Source organism: Thiohalophilus sp. (assembly GCF_031581315.1).
Taxonomy (GTDB): domain Bacteria; phylum Pseudomonadota; class Gammaproteobacteria; order UBA6429; family Thiohalophilaceae; genus Thiohalophilus.
Map to the genome: position 1 here is coordinate 21,827 of NZ_JAVLAZ010000009.1, position 16,247 is coordinate 38,073.

18 protein-coding genes are annotated in these 16,247 nt (G+C 57.5%); 6 read left to right on the top strand and 12 right to left on the bottom strand.

Features of this window, described 5'->3' with window-relative positions; translation table 11 throughout:
- Positions 1 to 133: 133 nt before the first annotated feature.
- The 8 genes from RI563_RS02260 to pcnB form a co-directional block, all read right to left on the bottom strand.
- On the bottom strand, positions 134 to 583 hold the full coding sequence (locus tag RI563_RS02260) for a DsrE family protein (RefSeq protein ID WP_310692721.1): 450 nt from the start codon (positions 581 to 583) through the stop codon (positions 134 to 136).
- A gap of 713 nt (positions 584 to 1,296) precedes the next feature.
- Positions 1,297 to 1,677: an aspartate 1-decarboxylase gene (panD, locus tag RI563_RS02265; protein ID WP_310692722.1), complete on the bottom strand. Its 381-nt coding sequence runs from the start codon at positions 1,675 to 1,677 to the stop codon at positions 1,297 to 1,299.
- 151 nt (positions 1,678 to 1,828) lie between these two features.
- On the bottom strand, positions 1,829 to 2,668 hold the full coding sequence (gene panC, locus RI563_RS02270) for a pantoate--beta-alanine ligase (RefSeq protein WP_310692723.1): 840 nt from the start codon (positions 2,666 to 2,668) through the stop codon (positions 1,829 to 1,831).
- Positions 2,669 to 2,715: 47 nt separating this feature from the next.
- Complete coding sequence (locus RI563_RS02275; RefSeq protein WP_310692724.1) at positions 2,716 to 3,039, bottom strand: DUF4156 domain-containing protein; 324 nt, start codon at positions 3,037 to 3,039, stop codon at positions 2,716 to 2,718.
- Positions 3,040 to 3,062: 23 nt separating this feature from the next.
- A complete protein-coding gene (gene panB, locus RI563_RS02280; protein WP_310692725.1) occupies positions 3,063 to 3,881 on the bottom strand; it encodes a 3-methyl-2-oxobutanoate hydroxymethyltransferase in 819 nt (272 codons plus the stop codon).
- Positions 3,878 to 4,531, bottom strand: a complete 654-nt coding sequence (locus RI563_RS02285; RefSeq protein WP_310692726.1) for a deoxynucleoside kinase — start codon at positions 4,529 to 4,531, stop codon at positions 3,878 to 3,880. Before RI563_RS02285 ends, panB begins: the two co-directional genes overlap by 4 nt.
- Positions 4,524 to 5,015: a 2-amino-4-hydroxy-6-hydroxymethyldihydropteridine diphosphokinase gene (folK, locus tag RI563_RS02290; protein ID WP_310692727.1), complete on the bottom strand. Its 492-nt coding sequence runs from the start codon at positions 5,013 to 5,015 to the stop codon at positions 4,524 to 4,526. The genes RI563_RS02285 and folK overlap by 8 nt, the downstream gene beginning before the upstream one ends.
- The gene (gene pcnB / locus RI563_RS02295; protein WP_310692728.1) at positions 5,012 to 6,283 is read right to left on the bottom strand and encodes a polynucleotide adenylyltransferase PcnB; all 1,272 of its coding nucleotides are present in this window, start codon (positions 6,281 to 6,283) and stop codon (positions 5,012 to 5,014) included. The genes folK and pcnB overlap by 4 nt, the downstream gene beginning before the upstream one ends.
- Before the next feature lie 136 nt (positions 6,284 to 6,419).
- On the opposite strand from pcnB, the gene traF reads away from it, so the two are divergent.
- On the top strand, positions 6,420 to 7,535 hold the full coding sequence (traF, locus tag RI563_RS02300; protein ID WP_310692729.1) for a conjugal transfer protein TraF: 1,116 nt from the start codon (positions 6,420 to 6,422) through the stop codon (positions 7,533 to 7,535).
- Between the two features lie 317 nt (positions 7,536 to 7,852).
- Here traF and RI563_RS02305 read toward each other — a convergent pair whose 3' ends face one another.
- From RI563_RS02305 to RI563_RS02315, 3 genes are all read right to left on the bottom strand, one after another.
- Positions 7,853 to 8,434 (bottom strand): DUF3501 family protein, encoded by a 582-nt coding sequence (locus tag RI563_RS02305; RefSeq protein ID WP_317622844.1) that lies wholly within the window; start codon positions 8,432 to 8,434, stop codon positions 7,853 to 7,855.
- Positions 8,435 to 8,801: 367 nt separating this feature from the next.
- Complete coding sequence (locus RI563_RS02310; protein ID WP_310692731.1) at positions 8,802 to 10,136, bottom strand: heterodisulfide reductase-related iron-sulfur binding cluster; 1,335 nt, start codon at positions 10,134 to 10,136, stop codon at positions 8,802 to 8,804.
- 101 nt (positions 10,137 to 10,237) lie between these two features.
- Positions 10,238 to 10,660 (bottom strand): rubrerythrin family protein, encoded by a 423-nt coding sequence (locus RI563_RS02315; protein ID WP_310692732.1) that lies wholly within the window; start codon positions 10,658 to 10,660, stop codon positions 10,238 to 10,240.
- Between the two features lie 335 nt (positions 10,661 to 10,995).
- Here RI563_RS02315 and RI563_RS02320 point away from each other — a divergent pair, with 335 nt between their 5' ends.
- The 5 genes from RI563_RS02320 to folE2 all read left to right on the top strand — a co-directional run bounded on the left by RI563_RS02320 (position 10,996) and on the right by folE2 (position 15,311).
- A complete protein-coding gene (locus tag RI563_RS02320; RefSeq protein WP_310692748.1) occupies positions 10,996 to 11,235 on the top strand; it encodes an exodeoxyribonuclease VII small subunit in 240 nt (79 codons plus the stop codon).
- A 3-nt stretch (positions 11,236 to 11,238) separates the two neighbouring features.
- Positions 11,239 to 12,126, top strand: coding sequence for a (2E,6E)-farnesyl diphosphate synthase (ispA, locus tag RI563_RS02325; protein ID WP_310692733.1), 888 nt, complete (start codon positions 11,239 to 11,241; stop codon positions 12,124 to 12,126).
- Positions 12,127 to 12,202: 76 nt separating this feature from the next.
- Positions 12,203 to 14,098 carry a 1-deoxy-D-xylulose-5-phosphate synthase gene (gene dxs, locus RI563_RS02330; RefSeq protein WP_310692734.1) on the top strand — a complete coding sequence of 632 codons (1,896 nt, stop codon included), beginning with the start codon at positions 12,203 to 12,205 and terminating at the stop codon, positions 14,096 to 14,098.
- A gap of 28 nt (positions 14,099 to 14,126) precedes the next feature.
- Positions 14,127 to 14,507, top strand: coding sequence for a 6-carboxytetrahydropterin synthase QueD (gene queD / locus RI563_RS02335; protein ID WP_310692735.1), 381 nt, complete (start codon positions 14,127 to 14,129; stop codon positions 14,505 to 14,507).
- Between the two features lie 6 nt (positions 14,508 to 14,513).
- Positions 14,514 to 15,311: a GTP cyclohydrolase FolE2 gene (gene folE2, locus RI563_RS02340; protein ID WP_310692736.1), complete on the top strand. Its 798-nt coding sequence runs from the start codon at positions 14,514 to 14,516 to the stop codon at positions 15,309 to 15,311.
- A gap of 561 nt (positions 15,312 to 15,872) precedes the next feature.
- On the opposite strand, the gene RI563_RS02345 is transcribed toward folE2, so the two are convergent.
- A partial coding sequence (locus tag RI563_RS02345) for a TIGR02281 family clan AA aspartic protease (RefSeq protein WP_310692737.1) occupies positions 15,873 to 16,247 on the bottom strand: 375 nt, incomplete at its 5' end.

A 16,247-nucleotide genomic window follows, 5' to 3' on the forward strand; every position in this document is an offset into this window, starting at 1 on the left:
CTCCGCGCCTCTGCGTCTCCGCGCCCTCTGCGTTATTTTCCAGAGCGTTCGAGAAGAGAACGAAGTTTATTACCAAATAAAAAGGGCCGGTAAACCGGCCCTTTGCATAGTCAAGCGTGCTGGCAAAACAAGCTTACGGGCGGATGTAAGCGTACCCCTGTTCCTGCAGTTCGGTTATGCGGGCGACGCCGCCGGGAACCACTTCAACCCCCTCGGCCAGGGCTGGTTTTTTACCTTTTTTGCTTTCGATCTTGGTCATGGTATTGGCGCAGGCATTGAAGTTGATATTCTGCATGGCCATGCTCTCGACGCGTGTGGCATTTGCACCGTTTTTGGTGAGCAGGCTCAGCCCCGGCCCATAGGCAACAACCTGCACGTCAACGTTATCCATGCCGTAGGCTTTTTGCAGGTTTGCGGCATTATTCAGGGCAATTTTCTGGGTGCGGGCATCATCCGTACTGACCTGAATGATCACCTTGTGTTCCGCGTCCATCGGCCCCGCCAGGGCACTCTGGCCCATAGACAGAATAGCAAGTACAGCTGAAACCAGTCCGGCTTTCACAAAATTCATCATTTTATACATATCATTCTCCTTACAGCTCTTACGGCATCTTGATTATATCGTTATTATCTAATAAACGACGCGGGGTAAACCTGTGTCGTTTCCAGGATAGTGAGCATTCCACTACCCACTTTTCAAAAACATTACCTTTAAGTACAAGCCAATGCAAGCCGCCAACGGTTAACCCGCCCCCGAAACACTTTAATCAAGGCGGCTTCCGTGCCCACTGAAAACCTATGCATTGAGCCTTCGGTGGGTTCAGTCTCTTCGGTGTTAACATTTTCTGACTAGCCGGGAACAAACGCAGAGAAAGATGAATTATTATTGATCATTTATTCGTGGACAATATCGCCGATAGAACCATGCTCCACAGACAGGGCGGTCAACCATATTGGTTATATTCTTCTTTGCGTTCTCTGCGCCTCCGCGTGACGTACAGGGACGTACTAATGTCGCGGGAGGCAGGAAGCCGGGAGCGACCCTCTGCGTTATTTTCCAGAGCGGCGGAGAAGAGAATGAAAGTTTCGCAGGTCACGCTGGCCTGCGTGACTTTTTGTTGGAGGCAGAGTTACTTGCGCTGCGTTTGTCAGGTAGCGCTGCGCGCAACCTGACCTACCGCTAATGGGAGCTAGTTACTAGCCGCTAGTAACTAGCACCTGCTCAAGCGTCCGGTGAATTCCCGATGGTCGTAATAACTTCTGGAGCGAGAACGGTATAACCGCAACGAAGGTCAGTCAGGCGACCTGGACGGGAATGGTGTTGCGGGTATGAGTGATGTTGTTGTGTTCGTCGAGGTAGACGAGTTTGGGCTTGTAGCTGGCCAGTTCTTTCTGATCCAGGCCGACATAGGCGCAGATGATGATTACATCGCCGGGGTTCGCCTTGTGAGCAGCAGCGCCATTGACGGAAACGATACCGGATTCATCTTCGGCGCGGATCGCATAGGTGGTGAAACGCTCGCCGTTGGTGACGTTATAGATCTCGATCTGCTCGTATTCGCGGATACCGGAAATTTCGAGCAGTTTGCCGTCAATCGCGCAGGAACCTTCATACTCCAGCTCCGAGTGAGTCACCCGGGCCCGATGCAGTTTGGCCTTCAGCATGGTGGTAATCATGGTCCAACTGTTCCTCTATCACTTCGACACGCGTTTGGGGACTTTCTATTTTAGCATGCCCACCCCGACCTTCCTACCAGCCAAGATCTTCTTTTATAAGGTGTTTTTACCGCGCTGACTTGACAGGCCCGGCCACTTTTGGCTGATCGCCTCAAATCCGCAGATTATCGATCAGCCGCACCCTGCCCAGCCGCGCGGCCCCCAGTACCACCAGCGGTTCGCCGCCGGCGGGGAGCCGGAGATCGGCCGCGCTGCGAATACTGATATATTCGGGTTCGAAACCGGCTGTGACCAGTTGCTCCCAGGCCCCGGCTTCAAGCTCCGCAAAATGCCTCTGCCCCGCCCGAACCTGCTCCGCGACCCACTGCAGGGTAGCGTACAGCCTGGTCGCTTGCCGGCGCTCGTCCGCGCTCAGCTGACGGTTTCGCGAGCTCATGGCCAGCCCATCCGGTTCGCGCCGTGTCGGCCGCCCGACAATCTCCAGCGGCAGATTCAAATCGGCCACCAGTTTGCGCACCACCAGCAGCTGCTGGTAATCCTTCTCGCCAAACAGTGCCACATCCGGTAACACGGCCTGAAACAGCTTGGTCACCACCGTCGCGACACCGGTAAAGTGGCCGGGGCGGTGCGCGCCTTCCAGTTCGTCGGTCAGCTGCGGGACCTCGACCCGGGTCACCGACTCGCGCCCTTCGGGATACATGGCCGCCTCGCCGGGCGTGAAAACGGCCGCCACATTCAACTTTGACAGCTGCCGGAGATCATCGTTCAGGGTCCGGGGGTAACGCTGAAAATCGGCAACATCATTAAACTGCAGCGGATTGACGAAGACACTGACCACCACCTGATCGGCCCGGCGCGCGGCCTCGCGCACCAGATCCAGGTGTCCTTCATGCAGGTTGCCCATGGTGGGCACAAAGGCGATGCGCCAGCCGGCGGCCCGCCACGACAGACTTTGCAGTTGCATGTCGCGGACCTGGTCAAACACCTGCATAGTGAAATGCTCCGCTATGGCCCGAACAGGACAACCGGCTGACCGGTTTATTCGGATTCGGCTTGCTTGCACCGATAAATGTCGTAGACCCGGCGGCCATCCTCGATTTCGGAGATAGCGACGATCGTGTCGCCCTTGATATCCGCCGCATTATTGCGGGCCAGGATTTCCAGTTCCTGCTGCATTGCTTCTTCCTTGCGTTCGATGCCGACGACGGTGGATTTGACCGACACGGTGGTCTTGCCCAGGCGCTTGCAGTTCTGAACATGCTGCTTCTCAACCACTCTGACCTGTTCACCCGCCGAATCCAGTTTGACCCAGGTACAGCCCTGCAAAACAGCCAGTGTTAAAACGATGAGTAATTTTTTCATCTCGACCTCCCGGTCCTTGTGCGTTATTGATAACTTTGAGCTGGTTGCGGGAATTCGCCGGATTTAACCTGGCGCACGTATTCCACAATCGCCTCCTGAATACCCTTGTCCGGTCCCAGTTCACGTAAAAAATCGCGTACAAAACGCGGTCGTTTACCGGGTGTAATACCCAGCAGATCATAGATCACCAGCACCTGGCCGTCGCACTCAGCACCGGCACCAATGCCAATCGTGGGAATGGAGACCGATTCGGTAATCTGGATCGCCAGTTGTCGCGGAATACATTCGAGGACCAGCAACGCAGCGCCGGCCTGCTCCAGGGCCCGGGCATCCTCGATCATCTGTCGGGCTGCGTCGGCGTCGCGTCCCTGAACCTTGTAACCGTCCGGCCCGGCCACCGACTGGGGCAATAACCCCAGGTGACCGCATACGGGCAGCCCGTTGTCGACCAGCTGGCGTATCCGATTGACCAGTGGACCACCGCCTTCCAGTTTGACCATATCGGCGCCGGCAGCCAGCAAGGCCCGACCATTTTCCAGCGCCCGGGTGTCATCGGCATAACTTTGATACGGCATATCGGCGACCAACAGCGCCCGCTGCCGGGCCCGCGCCACGTGGGAGGTATGGTAAACCATGTCCGCCATACTCACCGGCCGCGTGGAATCGTGGCCCTGAACCACCATGCCCAGCGAATCGCCCACCAGTAACACCTCCACCCCCGCCTGTTCGCACTGGCGGGCCATACTCGCGTCATAGGCCGTCAGTACCGCGATCTTCTCGCCACGCTGTTTCATGGCGCGTAAATCCCCGGCAGTTAATACTGGCTCACCGTTTGGACTCATAGTTCCAGGGGTCCGGGGTTGAAGTAATGACGGCCACTGCGAATCTTGCTGATTTGCTCCAGCAAGAGTTCGTAATCCTGTGCCTTGTTGGCAAAATCAATCTCGGCGGCATTGACGATCAACAACGGCGAAGCGTTGTAATCATGGAAGAACGCCATGTAACTTTCGCTCAAACGGTGCAGATAGTTGGGATCCAGGCTGCGTTCGTAAGGACGTCCGCGCTCGGCAATGCGCTTGCGCAATACCTCAACGGGTGCCTGCAGATAAACCACCAGATCCGGTTGCGGCCCGCTCACGGCCATGTGTTGATAAACCTGATCATAGAGTTTGAACTCTTCGGCATCCAGGGTCAGCTCGGCGAACAAGCGATCCTTTTCCATCAGGAAGTCGGCCACCCGTACCGGGGCGAACATATCGCTCTGTTGCAGCTCCTGGATCTGACGCACGCGTTGAAACAGGAAAAACAGCTGGGTTTGCAGTGCCACACCGCGCGGGTTGTCATAGAAGCGTTCCAGAAACGGGTTTTCATCCGCCCCTTCAAGAATCAGGTCCGAGCCGAAAGACCCGGCCAGGCGCCGGGCCAGAGTGGTCTTGCCCACCCCGATCGGCCCTTCCACCACAATGTAACCGAGTGAACCGCTATCACGCATCAGGCAGACGCTCCGGCCGATCCGCCGCGACCCGGGGCAGTAGCTCCTGCAGCGATCCGTGACCCGGAATAATGAAATCCGGTGCGACAATCTCCTGCAACGGGAACAACACAAAAGCCCGCTCGCTGATACCCGGGTGCGGAATGGTTAAACGTTGATCGTTGATCGTTTCCTCGCCATACAGTAACACATCCAGATCCAGCGTACGGGGCCCCCAGCGTTGCGGGCCGCGTTGCCGCCCATGGGCCTGCTCAATGGCCTGCAACGCGTCCAGCAGGGCATGGGGAGAGAGAGCGGTCTCCAGCGCCACCACGGCATTGATATAGTCCGGCTGATCGGCCGGGCCCATGGGGGCGGAGCGATACAGGGAGGACGCCGCCTGCAAGGTGGCCCCCTCCATCCGGTCCAGCTCCGCCATGGCCCGACTCACCTGGGCGAGCGGATCATCAAGGTTGCTGCCCAGGGCAATATACGTGGTGATCATGTGCGTTTTTTCCGGCGCCGCCGACCGCGCTTGCTCTTGCCGGGAGAGACCGCCTGCAACATTTCGCGCTGGGTTTTCTCATCCGCCTCCTGAAACTGCGTCCACCAGTCGCACAACTCCTGTAACGGCTCACCGGCCTGGTGACGCAGCAACAGAAAATCATACCCGGCCCGAAACCGGGGCGTCTCCAGCAGGCGCACCGCCCGCTTGCCCTGGCGTCGCGACAGACGTGCCTGCATCAACCAGGTCTCTTTCATTGGCAGACCGAACCGTTTGGGAATCGTAATGCGCCGGGTCTGCTCCTGGACCACTTCGCTGGACGCCTGTTGCAGGGCCTGCAGTTCGCTCTCGTCCTGTTCCTGTAACCGCTGCGCCTGTTGCCGGACCACCGGCCACAGCAGCACGCCAAACAAAAAGAATGGGGTAACCGGCTTATCATCCTGAATACGGCGATCCGTGTTCAGCAGCCCGGCTTCGATAAACCGCCGGGTATAACCGTCATCGGCCTCCATTAAACTCGCCGTCTGCGGGAACAGGTAACGGAAAATATCGTAGTGCGCTAACAGTTCGAACGCCCGAATGGCATAGCCGCTCATAAACAGCTTCAGGACTTCCTCGAACAGCCGCGCCGGGGGCACATCAAGCAGGCGCTCGCCATGACGGGCGAACTGCTGTTCCAGCTGCGGATCAAGGCTGAAGCCCAGTTTGGCGGCAAAACGCAGCGCCCGCAGCAGGCGCACGGGATCTTCCTGGATGCGCACTTCGGGATCGCCGATCATCCGCAGCCGGCGCTGTTCCAGATCGGCCAGCCCGCCGGTGTAATCGACCAGGGAAAAATCCTCGATGTTGTAATACAACGCATTGACGGTGAAATCACGCCGGAAGGCATCCTCTTCCAGCGAGCCGAAAACGTTATCCCGCAGAATCATTCCATCGGTCATCACCCCGTCCTGGTCGCCGTCGCGGTGCTGGGCCCGGAAGGTGGCCACTTCGATGATGTCCCGGCCAAAGTGCACATGCGCCAGACGAAAACGCCGGCCGATCAGCCGGCAATTGCGAAACAGCTTATTAACCTCTTCCGGCGTGGCGTCCGTCGCCACGTCAAAATCCTTGGGCCGGTGGCGCAACAGCAGATCGCGCACCCCACCGCCGACCAGATAGGCTGCATAGCCCGCCTTTTTCAGACGATAGAGCACCTTGAGCGCATACTCACTGATATCCGCCCGGGAGACGGCGTGCTCGGCACGTGGGATGATTTCTGGCTGCAACAGAGATTGGCTCGTAATCTATTAATTATTAAAGCAATTTGGTCAGCACCCGATAATAACAAAAAATCGGCATAACCATGTATTTTTTGCAGCCCTGTTGCCGTCACAGGATTTTGTTGCCACACGGGAGATAAAAATGACGAAATTCACACGCCCCTTGCTGACCGCCTCATTACTGGGTTTGAGCCTGAACGCCACCGCCCTGCCCTTTGCCACCTACGAGGCCCGTTCCGCCGGAATGGGTACCACCGGCGTGGCCAGCAGCAATATCGCCTCGGCCCCCTTCACCAACCCGGCCATGCTGGCCGCCCAGCGCTTCGAGGACGATTTTTCCCTCACCGCCGGGCTCGGGGTCCAGGCAATTGATAACGAAAACCTGCTGGATGATATCGAGGACTTCAGCGACGCCTACGACGCCAATGACGCCGCCGGCATGGACGCGGCCGCCAGCCGCGCCAACGGCAAGCGGCTCGATGTCCTGGGTAACGGCGCCCTGAATGTCGGCTTCTCGGCGGAGAAATGGGCCGGGGCGGTCAGCGCCAATCGGTATATACAGGCCAACAGCGGGGTCCGTTACGATGCGGCAACTAACGGTCTGGACTCTGAAATCGACCTGGTCGGCCTGGAGGTCACCGAAGTGGGTGTCAGCCTGGCGCGTCAGTTCGGCCGCCTGTCCATCGGCGTCACGCCCAAATCCCAGTCGGTCACTTCCTACGACTCTGATTCAGTGCTGCTGCGCACGATCGACGATCTGGGCGATCTGATCGACGCCGCCACCGAAGAAGGTGAAAAGGATCATGGTGGCAGTGTGAATGCCGACATCGGCCTGGTCTACAAGCTGGGGGAGGAAAGCCGCTGGCAGGTCGGGGTGGTGATGCGCAATATCAGCGAGCAAACCTATACGACTTCGGGTAACCGGACCGTCAAGATCGAACCTCAGACCCGCGCCGGTCTGGCCTATAACGGCGATATAATCACCGTGGCCGTGGATTACGATCTGCAGGAAAACGATCCGCTGGTCGCCGGCAGTGACAAAACACAGATGCTGGCCGCCGGTCTCGAGGTCGACGCCTTCAACACCCTCAAACTGCGCGCCGGATATATCAAAAACACTGCCGATGTCACCGGCCCCGACGATGACCTGCTCTCCGCCGGGCTGGGGGTGAACATCCTGGGCCTGCAGGTCGACGCCGCGGTCATGGGCAACGACAACAACCTGTCCGGCTTTGTGCAGATGGGCGTGCAGTTCTAAGCTGTAACCTGTGATATTACATTCTATGACTGTTTGGAAAATAACGCGGAGGTCGCGGAGACGCAGAGTCGCGGAGACAAAAATAATTGTTAATGTAGAAGCAGACTGTCAGAAATGACAGGGCAACAAATACCCTGCAAACCAAACCAGGTTTCTCTGCGTCTCCGCGACCTCCGCGTTTGATTTCCATATGCGAAAATTTCCGAGACCCGACTGACAATATCTGCCTGCGAGCCTTGTTGCGGTGAATATTCTCTTTCTGGCACAAAAAAGCCCGGCCATTACTGGCCGGGCTTTTTTTCGGGTTGCCGACAGCGTTACTGAAAGTCGGCCACCAGCGCCTTGCGGGTGTCGTCACTGACGGTGATGCTGGTTGTCAGGTTCTCATGGTCGACTCCCATGTTGATCGCCGCGCCGTTTTTGGCGGCGTCGATCATCGGCGGGGTGAATTCGAAACGCATGAAATGCACGGACGAGGTCTTGCTCTCGTCTTCCCGCTCCATGTCCTCGTCGGCAATGGCATAGGCCTTGTCGTGGCCTTCCACCTGGACCCAGACTTTGTCTTCGACACCGATCAGCTGTGCCAGGGCTTTTTTGCGCTCGGCTTCGTCCTCGTATTCGATCATGAAGGTAGCCTTGAGGTTGCTGCCATCGGGGATTAACGGATTGTAGGCATCCAGCTCATCCTGAATCCCTTCCTGCTCGAAGATACGCTCGACCCGCAGCATTTCCTGGATCTGATACTGCATGGTCAGCTTGTCTTCAAAATACAGCGTCGCATGATCCGACAAAATCACCTTGCGCGGCTTTTTATGCTCCAGCACTTTGGCGCGGAAATCCTTGCGCTGTTTGGCATACTCTTCCAGCGACATCAGATCGTCACGTGTCAACATAGCCATCATCGAACCTCTCGAATCTATATGTGTATTCGAACAACAACAAAATAATTACAATCTCACCACCAAGACACCAAGACACAAAGAATTCATTAATAAACTTTAACTCTTGGTGTCTTCGTGTCTTGGTGGTTTATGTTTTTGCTTTTCCTCGTCCCTCGTAACTCGTCCCTCGGCCCTGTTGCTTATATGCCGTAAGCCGATACGGAGAATGTCAGGTAGCGCTATGCGCAACATGACCTACGCCTCTGCATGTCTATTCGGGCAACAAAGCAACTGACATCTAATCACCAAGGTACAAAGACACCAAGTAATAAATTATTGATTTTCTTCGTGTCTTGGTGTCTTCGTGGTTCAGCTCTTTTGCCTTTTAAATTCCGTACGCCTGGCGTAACAAGGTCATCGGGTGTTCGGGATGCGAACCGTCGCGCAGGCCGTTTTCGATCTGATGGCCGGCCATGATGCAGTCACTGGTATAGTGATCCGGTTCGGCCTGTTTGACCTTGTTGAAAACCGGGCGGCAAATCTTCATCGAGATCTCGTGATACTCCTGCTTCACGGCATAGGTTCCGTCATGGCCCGAGCAACGTTCGATCACTTCGATCTCGGTATCGGGCACCAGTTTCAGCGCATCACGGGTTTTCATGCCGATGTTCTGCACTCGCTGGTGACAGGCCACGTGATAGGCGACCTTGCCCAGTTTATTGGGGAATTCGGTCTTCAGCTTGCCTTCCTTGTTGCGCAGCATCAGGTATTCAAACGGATCGTAAAACGCCTGCTGGACCTTTTTGACCTGTTCGTCATCCGGGAACATCAGCGGCAGTTCCTGCTTGAACATCAGGGCGCAGGAGGGGATCGGCGCGATCAGGTCATAACCTTCGTCTACCAGTTTGGCCAGCACCGGGATATTGGCGTCCTTGGCCGCGGCAACCGATTCCAGATCACCCAGCTCCAGCTTGGGCATGCCGCAGCACTGTTCCTTCTCGGCCAGCACCACAGGGATACCGTTGTGTTCCAGCACGGCGACCAGATCTTCGTTCATACTGGGTTCGTTGCGATTGCCGTAGCAGGTAGCAAACAGCGCGACCTTGCCACGAGTGGTTTCACCCGGCTCGCCCTGTAGATCGCCGCTACCCTTGAAACGGCTGCGAAACGGCTTGCTTTCGAAACGGGGCAGCGTGGCTTCAGCATGGATGCCGGTAATTGGCTGCATCAGTTTACGCAGCGGCTTGATCTTGTTGACGGTATTCACGGTCTGGGCGACGACCGGAATACCGGCCAGCTTGCCCACCGTGTCGGTGGAAGAGAGCATCTTGTTGCGAAACGAGGTACCCTCTTTTTTGAATTTGATGGCCTTGGCGCGCAACATCAGATGCGGAAAATCCACATTCCATTCATGCGGCGGCACATAGGGGCATTTGGTCATGTAGCACAGATCGCATAAATAGCAGTGCTCCACGACTTTCCAGTAATCGTCTTTGGCGACACCATCGACTTCCATGGTCTCGGATTCATCCACCAGATCGAACAACGTCGGGAAGGAATGGCACAGGCTGACACAACGCCGGCAACCGTGGCAGATATCAAAAACCCTTTCCAGCTCTTCATTCAGCGCCTGCTCGTCATAGAACGACTCGCTTTGCCAATCCAGCGGGTGACGGGTTGGCGCCTCAAGATTGCCTTCGCGAACATTTGAACCGGCCATGTGAACTCCCTGTTGTTATTTCAGTGTGGGTCAATCAATGGAATTGGAAAAAAACCGGGATCAGAAACCTGATCCCGGTTTTGTCGAGCAACAACGCCGGATTATGAATCCAGGTTGTCCAGGGCCTTCTGGAAGCGGTTGGCGTGGGAACGCTCCGCCTTGGCCAGGGTTTCGAACCAGTCGGCGACTTCGTCGAAACCTTCGTCGCGCGCGGTCTTCGCCATACCCGGGTACATGTCGGTGTACTCGTGGGTTTCGCCGGCGATCGCGGCTTTCAGGTTGTCATCAGTACCGCCAATCGGCAGACCGGTTGCCGGGTCGCCAGAGGCTTCCAGGTATTCCAGATGGCCGTGTGCGTGGCCGGTTTCGCCTTCCGCGGTGGAGCGGAATACGGTCGCGACATCGTTGTACCCTTCTACGTCGGCCTTGGCCGCGAAGTACAGGTAACGGCGGTTAGCCTGAGATTCGCCGGAAAAGGCGTCTTTCAAGCTCTGTTCAGTTTTGCTGCCTTTCAGTTCTGCCATTGTCGTTTCCTCCATTATCATGGACTTGCTGAAAAAATCGAAAATTTAGACTCTGTCTAAATTGTACTAAAACGATAGACCAGCTGCCTGCCCGTGTCAAGACTGAGTCTAAATCCTGCCGACCATGGCGCCGGTTCATTCTCCATGGGGACACCGACGGGTAATTTAAACTACCCCGAATCCCTCGGCTCCCGGCCGGGGGTGTTTTCAACGGGGAAATGCCCCTATCATTAGGCCTGTGCCGGGGTGTCGCCCCGTGGCCGAATTGTTCAGTAGAGCCTTTGAGTATAAGTGCCGTGACCCAAAAAGACAGTAAAAAGAAAACCACTAAAAAGGTGGCGGCCAAAACCGCTTCACCCGATTTTGAAAAGTCCCTGGCCGAGCTGGAAACGCTGGTAGAGCGAATGGAACAGGGCGATCAGAGCCTGGAACAGTCCCTCAAGGACTTCGAACGCGGCGTGGCGCTGACCCGCCAGTGTCAGCAGGCGCTGAAAACCGCCGAGCAGAAGGTCGAACAGCTCCTGCAGCAAAACGGCCAGGAAGAGCTGGTCCCTTTTGACCCCGATGATCAATAAGCCGTGAATGACACGCTGATCGAACAATGGCGCCAACGCGCCGATGCCGCGCTGCAGCACTGGCTGCCGGAGGATGAAACCCTGCCGCAGGATCTGCACCGCGCCATGCGCTATGCGGTCTTCAACGGCGGCAAACGGATTCGCCCGGTTTTGACCTACGCGGCGGGTCACGCGCTGTCGCTCGAGACCGACTCCCTGGATGCCCCGGCCGCGGCCGTGGAGCTGATCCATGCCTATTCACTGGTACATGACGATCTGCCGGCCATGGACGACGACGATCTGCGTCGCGGCCAGCCCACGGTGCACAAAGCGTTCGACGAGGCCACGGCCATCCTCTGTGGCGATGCCCTGCAATCCCTGGCCTTTTTCGTCCTGGCCCGGCATCTCGACCCGCACATTCCGGCGCAACAGCGTTTGCAGATGGTCGAGGAGCTGGCCCAGGCCAGCGGCTCGCGCGGCATGGCCGGGGGCCAGGCCATCGATCTGGCCGCCGTGGGACGGGATCTGAACGTGGCCGAGCTGGAGAATATGCACATCCACAAGACCGGCGCCCTGATCCGCGCCAGCGTCAGACTGGGGGCCCTGTGTCGCGCCGGCATCGACGCGACCTCACTCGGGCAGCTGGATCACTACGCCAAATGCATCGGTCTGGCCTTTCAAATCCAGGACGATGTGCTGGATGTGGAAGGGGACACCGAAACCCTGGGCAAGACCCATGGCGCGGATCTGGCCCGCAACAAACCCACCTACCCGGCCCTGCTCGGCCTGGACGACGCCAAACGCCTGGCCAATGAACTGATCGATGATGCCCTGCACAGCCTGGCCGATTGGGACGAGGCGGCCGAACCACTGCGCTGGATTGCCCGCTATATCGTGCAGCGCCAGCATTAACGCCGGCGGCACAAACCGGCGACAAGTTGCTATAATCACCCCCTTCATTCGCCACCTGGCCGATTACCCGATACCGATGACCGATTCCGCGCCCTATCCGCTGCTCGATCAGATCCACCTGCCGGCCGATCTGCGCGAGTTCGAACAGTCGCAACTGGCCCCGCTGGCGGAGGAATTGCGCCGTTTTCTGATCGAGTCGGTCAGCCGCACCGGCGGGCATCTGGCCGCCAGCCTGGGCACCATCGAGCTGACCCTCGCCCTGCACTATGTGTACGACACGCCGCAAGATCGGCTGGTCTGGGATGTTGGCCACCAGAGCTACCCGCACAAGATTCTCACCGGCCGCCGCGAACGGATGCCGAGCCTGCGCCAGAAAGACGGCCTCAGCGGTTTCCCGCGCCGGGAGGAAAGCGAATACGATACCTTCGGCGTCGGCCACTCCAGTACCTCGGTCAGTGCCGCGCTGGGCATGGCGCTGGCTGCCCGCCAGCAAAAAAGCGATCGCCGCACGGTCGCCGTCATTGGCGACGGCGCGCTGACCGCGGGCATGGCGTTCGAGGCGCTGAATCACGCCGGAGATATGGACGCCAACATGCTGGTGGTCCTCAACGATAACGACATGTCCATCTCGCCCAATGTGGGCGGGCTGTCCAATCATCTGGCACGGATTCTCTCCGGCCGGTTGTATGCCTCGATGCGCGAGGGCAGCAAGAAAATGCTCAGTGTCATGCCCTCGGTCTGGGAGCTGGCGCGCCGCGCCGAGGAACACATGAAAGGCATGGTGGTGCCGGGTACCCTGTTCGAGGAGCTGGGCTTCAATTACATCGGCCCGGTGGACGGTCACGATATCAATACCCTGGTCAAGACCCTGCGCAATCTGCGCCAGCTCAAGGGCCCGCAATTTCTGCATATCGTGACCAAAAAGGGCAAAGGCTACGCGCCGGCCGAGGACAATCCCTGCACCTATCACGGGGTGCGACCGTTCGATATCGACAGCGGCCAACCCCACGGCAGCGGGAGCAGCAGTGGCCCGACCTATACAGAAGTCTTTGGCCAGTGGCTGTGCGACATGGCGGCCGCCGACGAACGGCTGGTGGGGATCACCCCGGCCATGCGCGAGGGCTCCGGGCTGGTCACCTTCGCCGAACAATACCCGGACCGTTATTTTGACGTGGGTATTGCCGAGCAGCACGCGGTGACGCTCGCCGGCGGCCTGGCGGCCGACGGGATGAAACCGGTGGTCGCCATTTACTCCACCTTTTTACAACGGGCTTACGATCAGCTGATCCACGATATTGCCATTCAGAACCTGCCGGTGCTGTTCGCCATCGACCGGGCCGGCATTGTCGGGCCCGACGGCGCCACCCACGCCGGCAGTTTCGATTTGAGTTATCTGCGCGCCCTCCCCAACCTGACCGTGATGGCCCCGGCCGATGAAAACGAGTGCCGCCAGATGTTGAGTACCGGTTTCCAGCTGGATGGTCCGGCAGCGGTGCGCTACCCACGCGGCACCGGGATGGGCGTGGCGGTGGAACCCACGCTGGAACCACTGGAAGTGGGCCGCGGCGAGCTGCGCCGCGAGGGCAAACGGGTGGCCATCCTCTCCTTCGGCGCCCTGCTGGGCAACGCCCTGGCCGCCGCCGAACAACTGGATGCCAGCGTGGCCAATATGCGTTTTATCAAACCCCTGGACACCGAACTGCTACAACAACTGGCCGCCGGGCATGATCTGCTGGTCACCCTGGAAGACAACGCCATCGATGGCGGGGCCGGCAGCGCGGTGAGCCAGTGGCTCTCCGAACAACCCCACCCGATGCCGGTGTTACACCTGGGTCTGCCCGATACCTTCCTGGAACACGGCAGCCGCGAACAGCTGCTTGCCGAGGCAGGACTGGATACAGATGGTATAATCCGGGCCATTACCGCGGTACTGGGCGAACAGCCCCTTGCCAAACACGCGACACTCGCGTAAAGTCCTAGTTAATCACTCAGGTATTATCATGGCGTCACGCTATACCATGACCATTGTCACCGATTTCGCCGCGGCCCATTATCTGCGCGATTATGAAGGTGTTTGTAACCGGCTCCATGGCCATAACTGGAAAGTCGAAGTCCACGTGCAGGCCAGCGCCCTGGACAAGGTCGGCATGGGCATGGACTTCAAGGACATCAAGGACGCAACCCGCGAGTTGCTGGGCGGACTGGATCACTACAATCTGAACGATATAGCACCGTTCGATCGTATCAACCCGACCGCCGAAAACATCGCCGCGTTCTTCCACAGTAAGCTGTCGGAATCGCTGAATTCCGACGTGGTGAAAGTGAACGCTGTAACGATCTGGGAAACTGATCGTGCCTGCGTCACCTACACAGAGGACTAGAGCTCAATGAATGCCGTAACCGATCCCATCGAAGACGTACAAAGCAGCGCCGACACCCGCCGGATTCCGATCAACAAGGTCGGCATCAAGGATATTCGCCATCCAGTGCGCATCCGTGATCGTAACGAGGGCGAACAGCATACCGTCGCCTCGTTCAACATGTACGTCGATCTGCCGCATAACTTCAAGGGCACCCACATGTCCCGTTTCGTGAATATCCTCAATAACCACGAGCGCGAGATTTCGGTGCAATCCTTCAAGGAAATGCTGGCCGAAATGGCCGAGAAGCTCGAGGCCGAATCAGGGCATATTGAAATGGCCTTCCCCTATTTCATCAACAAGAAGGCCCCTGTCTCCGGCGTCGAGAGCCTGATGGATTATGACGTCAGTTTCATCGGTGAAATTCATGACGGCGAGGTGCAGATGACACTCAAGGTCGTCGTGCCCGTCACCAGCCTCTGCCCCTGCTCAAAAAATATTTCCGACTATGGCGCACATAACCAGCGTTCCCATGTCACCGTTGCCGCGCGCATCGAGGAATTCGTCTGGGTCGAGGAATTGATCGAACTGGTCGAATCAGAAGCCTCCTGCGAACTCTACGGCCTGCTCAAGCGCCCGGATGAGAAACACGTCACCGAACGTGCCTACGACAATCCCAAATTCGTCGAAGATATGGTCCGCGACGTCGCCGCGCGTCTCAATGCCGACAAGCGTATCAACTACTACGTGGTCGAATCCGAAAACTTCGAATCCATCCACAACCACTCCGCCTACGCGCTGATCGAAAAAGACAAAAAGTCATAACCAGCTCGCCGGTTAGTGCCGATTTTCCAGGGAGGGAATTTAAACGCGAAGGACGCAGAGTCGCGGAGGCGCAGAGGTTATTGATTTGCTATATCTTCACTGCGTTATCAACTTTTCCCATTGATCTTCCAGGGAACAGCGCAGTCATTCGAATATTACAAAATAATTTTCTTCTCCGCGACTCTGCGCCTCCGCGACCTCCGCGTTAATTCCCAGAGAACCGAAAAGAGCCTCACCACTTCTTTTTCAGATAAACCTCACACAGGCTACCGCCAGTGTGAGCTACGTAATCGTGCTGATCGAAAAAGACAAAAAAGCCTAACCAGCACACCGGTTAGTGCCGATTTTCCAGGGAGGGAATTTAAACGCGGAGGACGCAGAGTCGCGGAGGCGCAGAGATTATTTGTTGTTGATTTGCTGCATATTCAGTGTCTTATCAACTTTTCCCGGCCATCTTCGGAACACCTCTGTCGCTGGAATAATTTAAAGAATAATTTCCCTTCTCCGCGACTCTGCGCCTCCGCGTCCTCCGCGTTAATTCCCAGAGAATCGAAAAGAGTCTCACCACTTCTTTTTCAGCACCAGCCGTTCGCCGTCGCGCTGCATTTCCAGCTGGCCGAGGAAGGACATGCCAAGCAGGATCACCTGGGGTGACCCACCTTCATGAACGATGCCGGTGACGTTGTTCAGCTGGATATCGCCCACCTTGACCCGATCCAGGGTAACCTTGTAGGCGCGTGCGATACCGTTGGCGGTGGAGACGCGGATCGGATCGCCAATCACCCGAAAGTCGAGTCCCAGGCGCCGGGCCTGCGCCTCGTTCATGGAAATGGCGCTCGCCCCGGTGTCGACAATAAAACTGACCGACTGGCCGTTGATACTGCCGCTGCCAAAGTACATGCCGTTCTGGCGGTAGATCACCGCCTCGGCCATTTC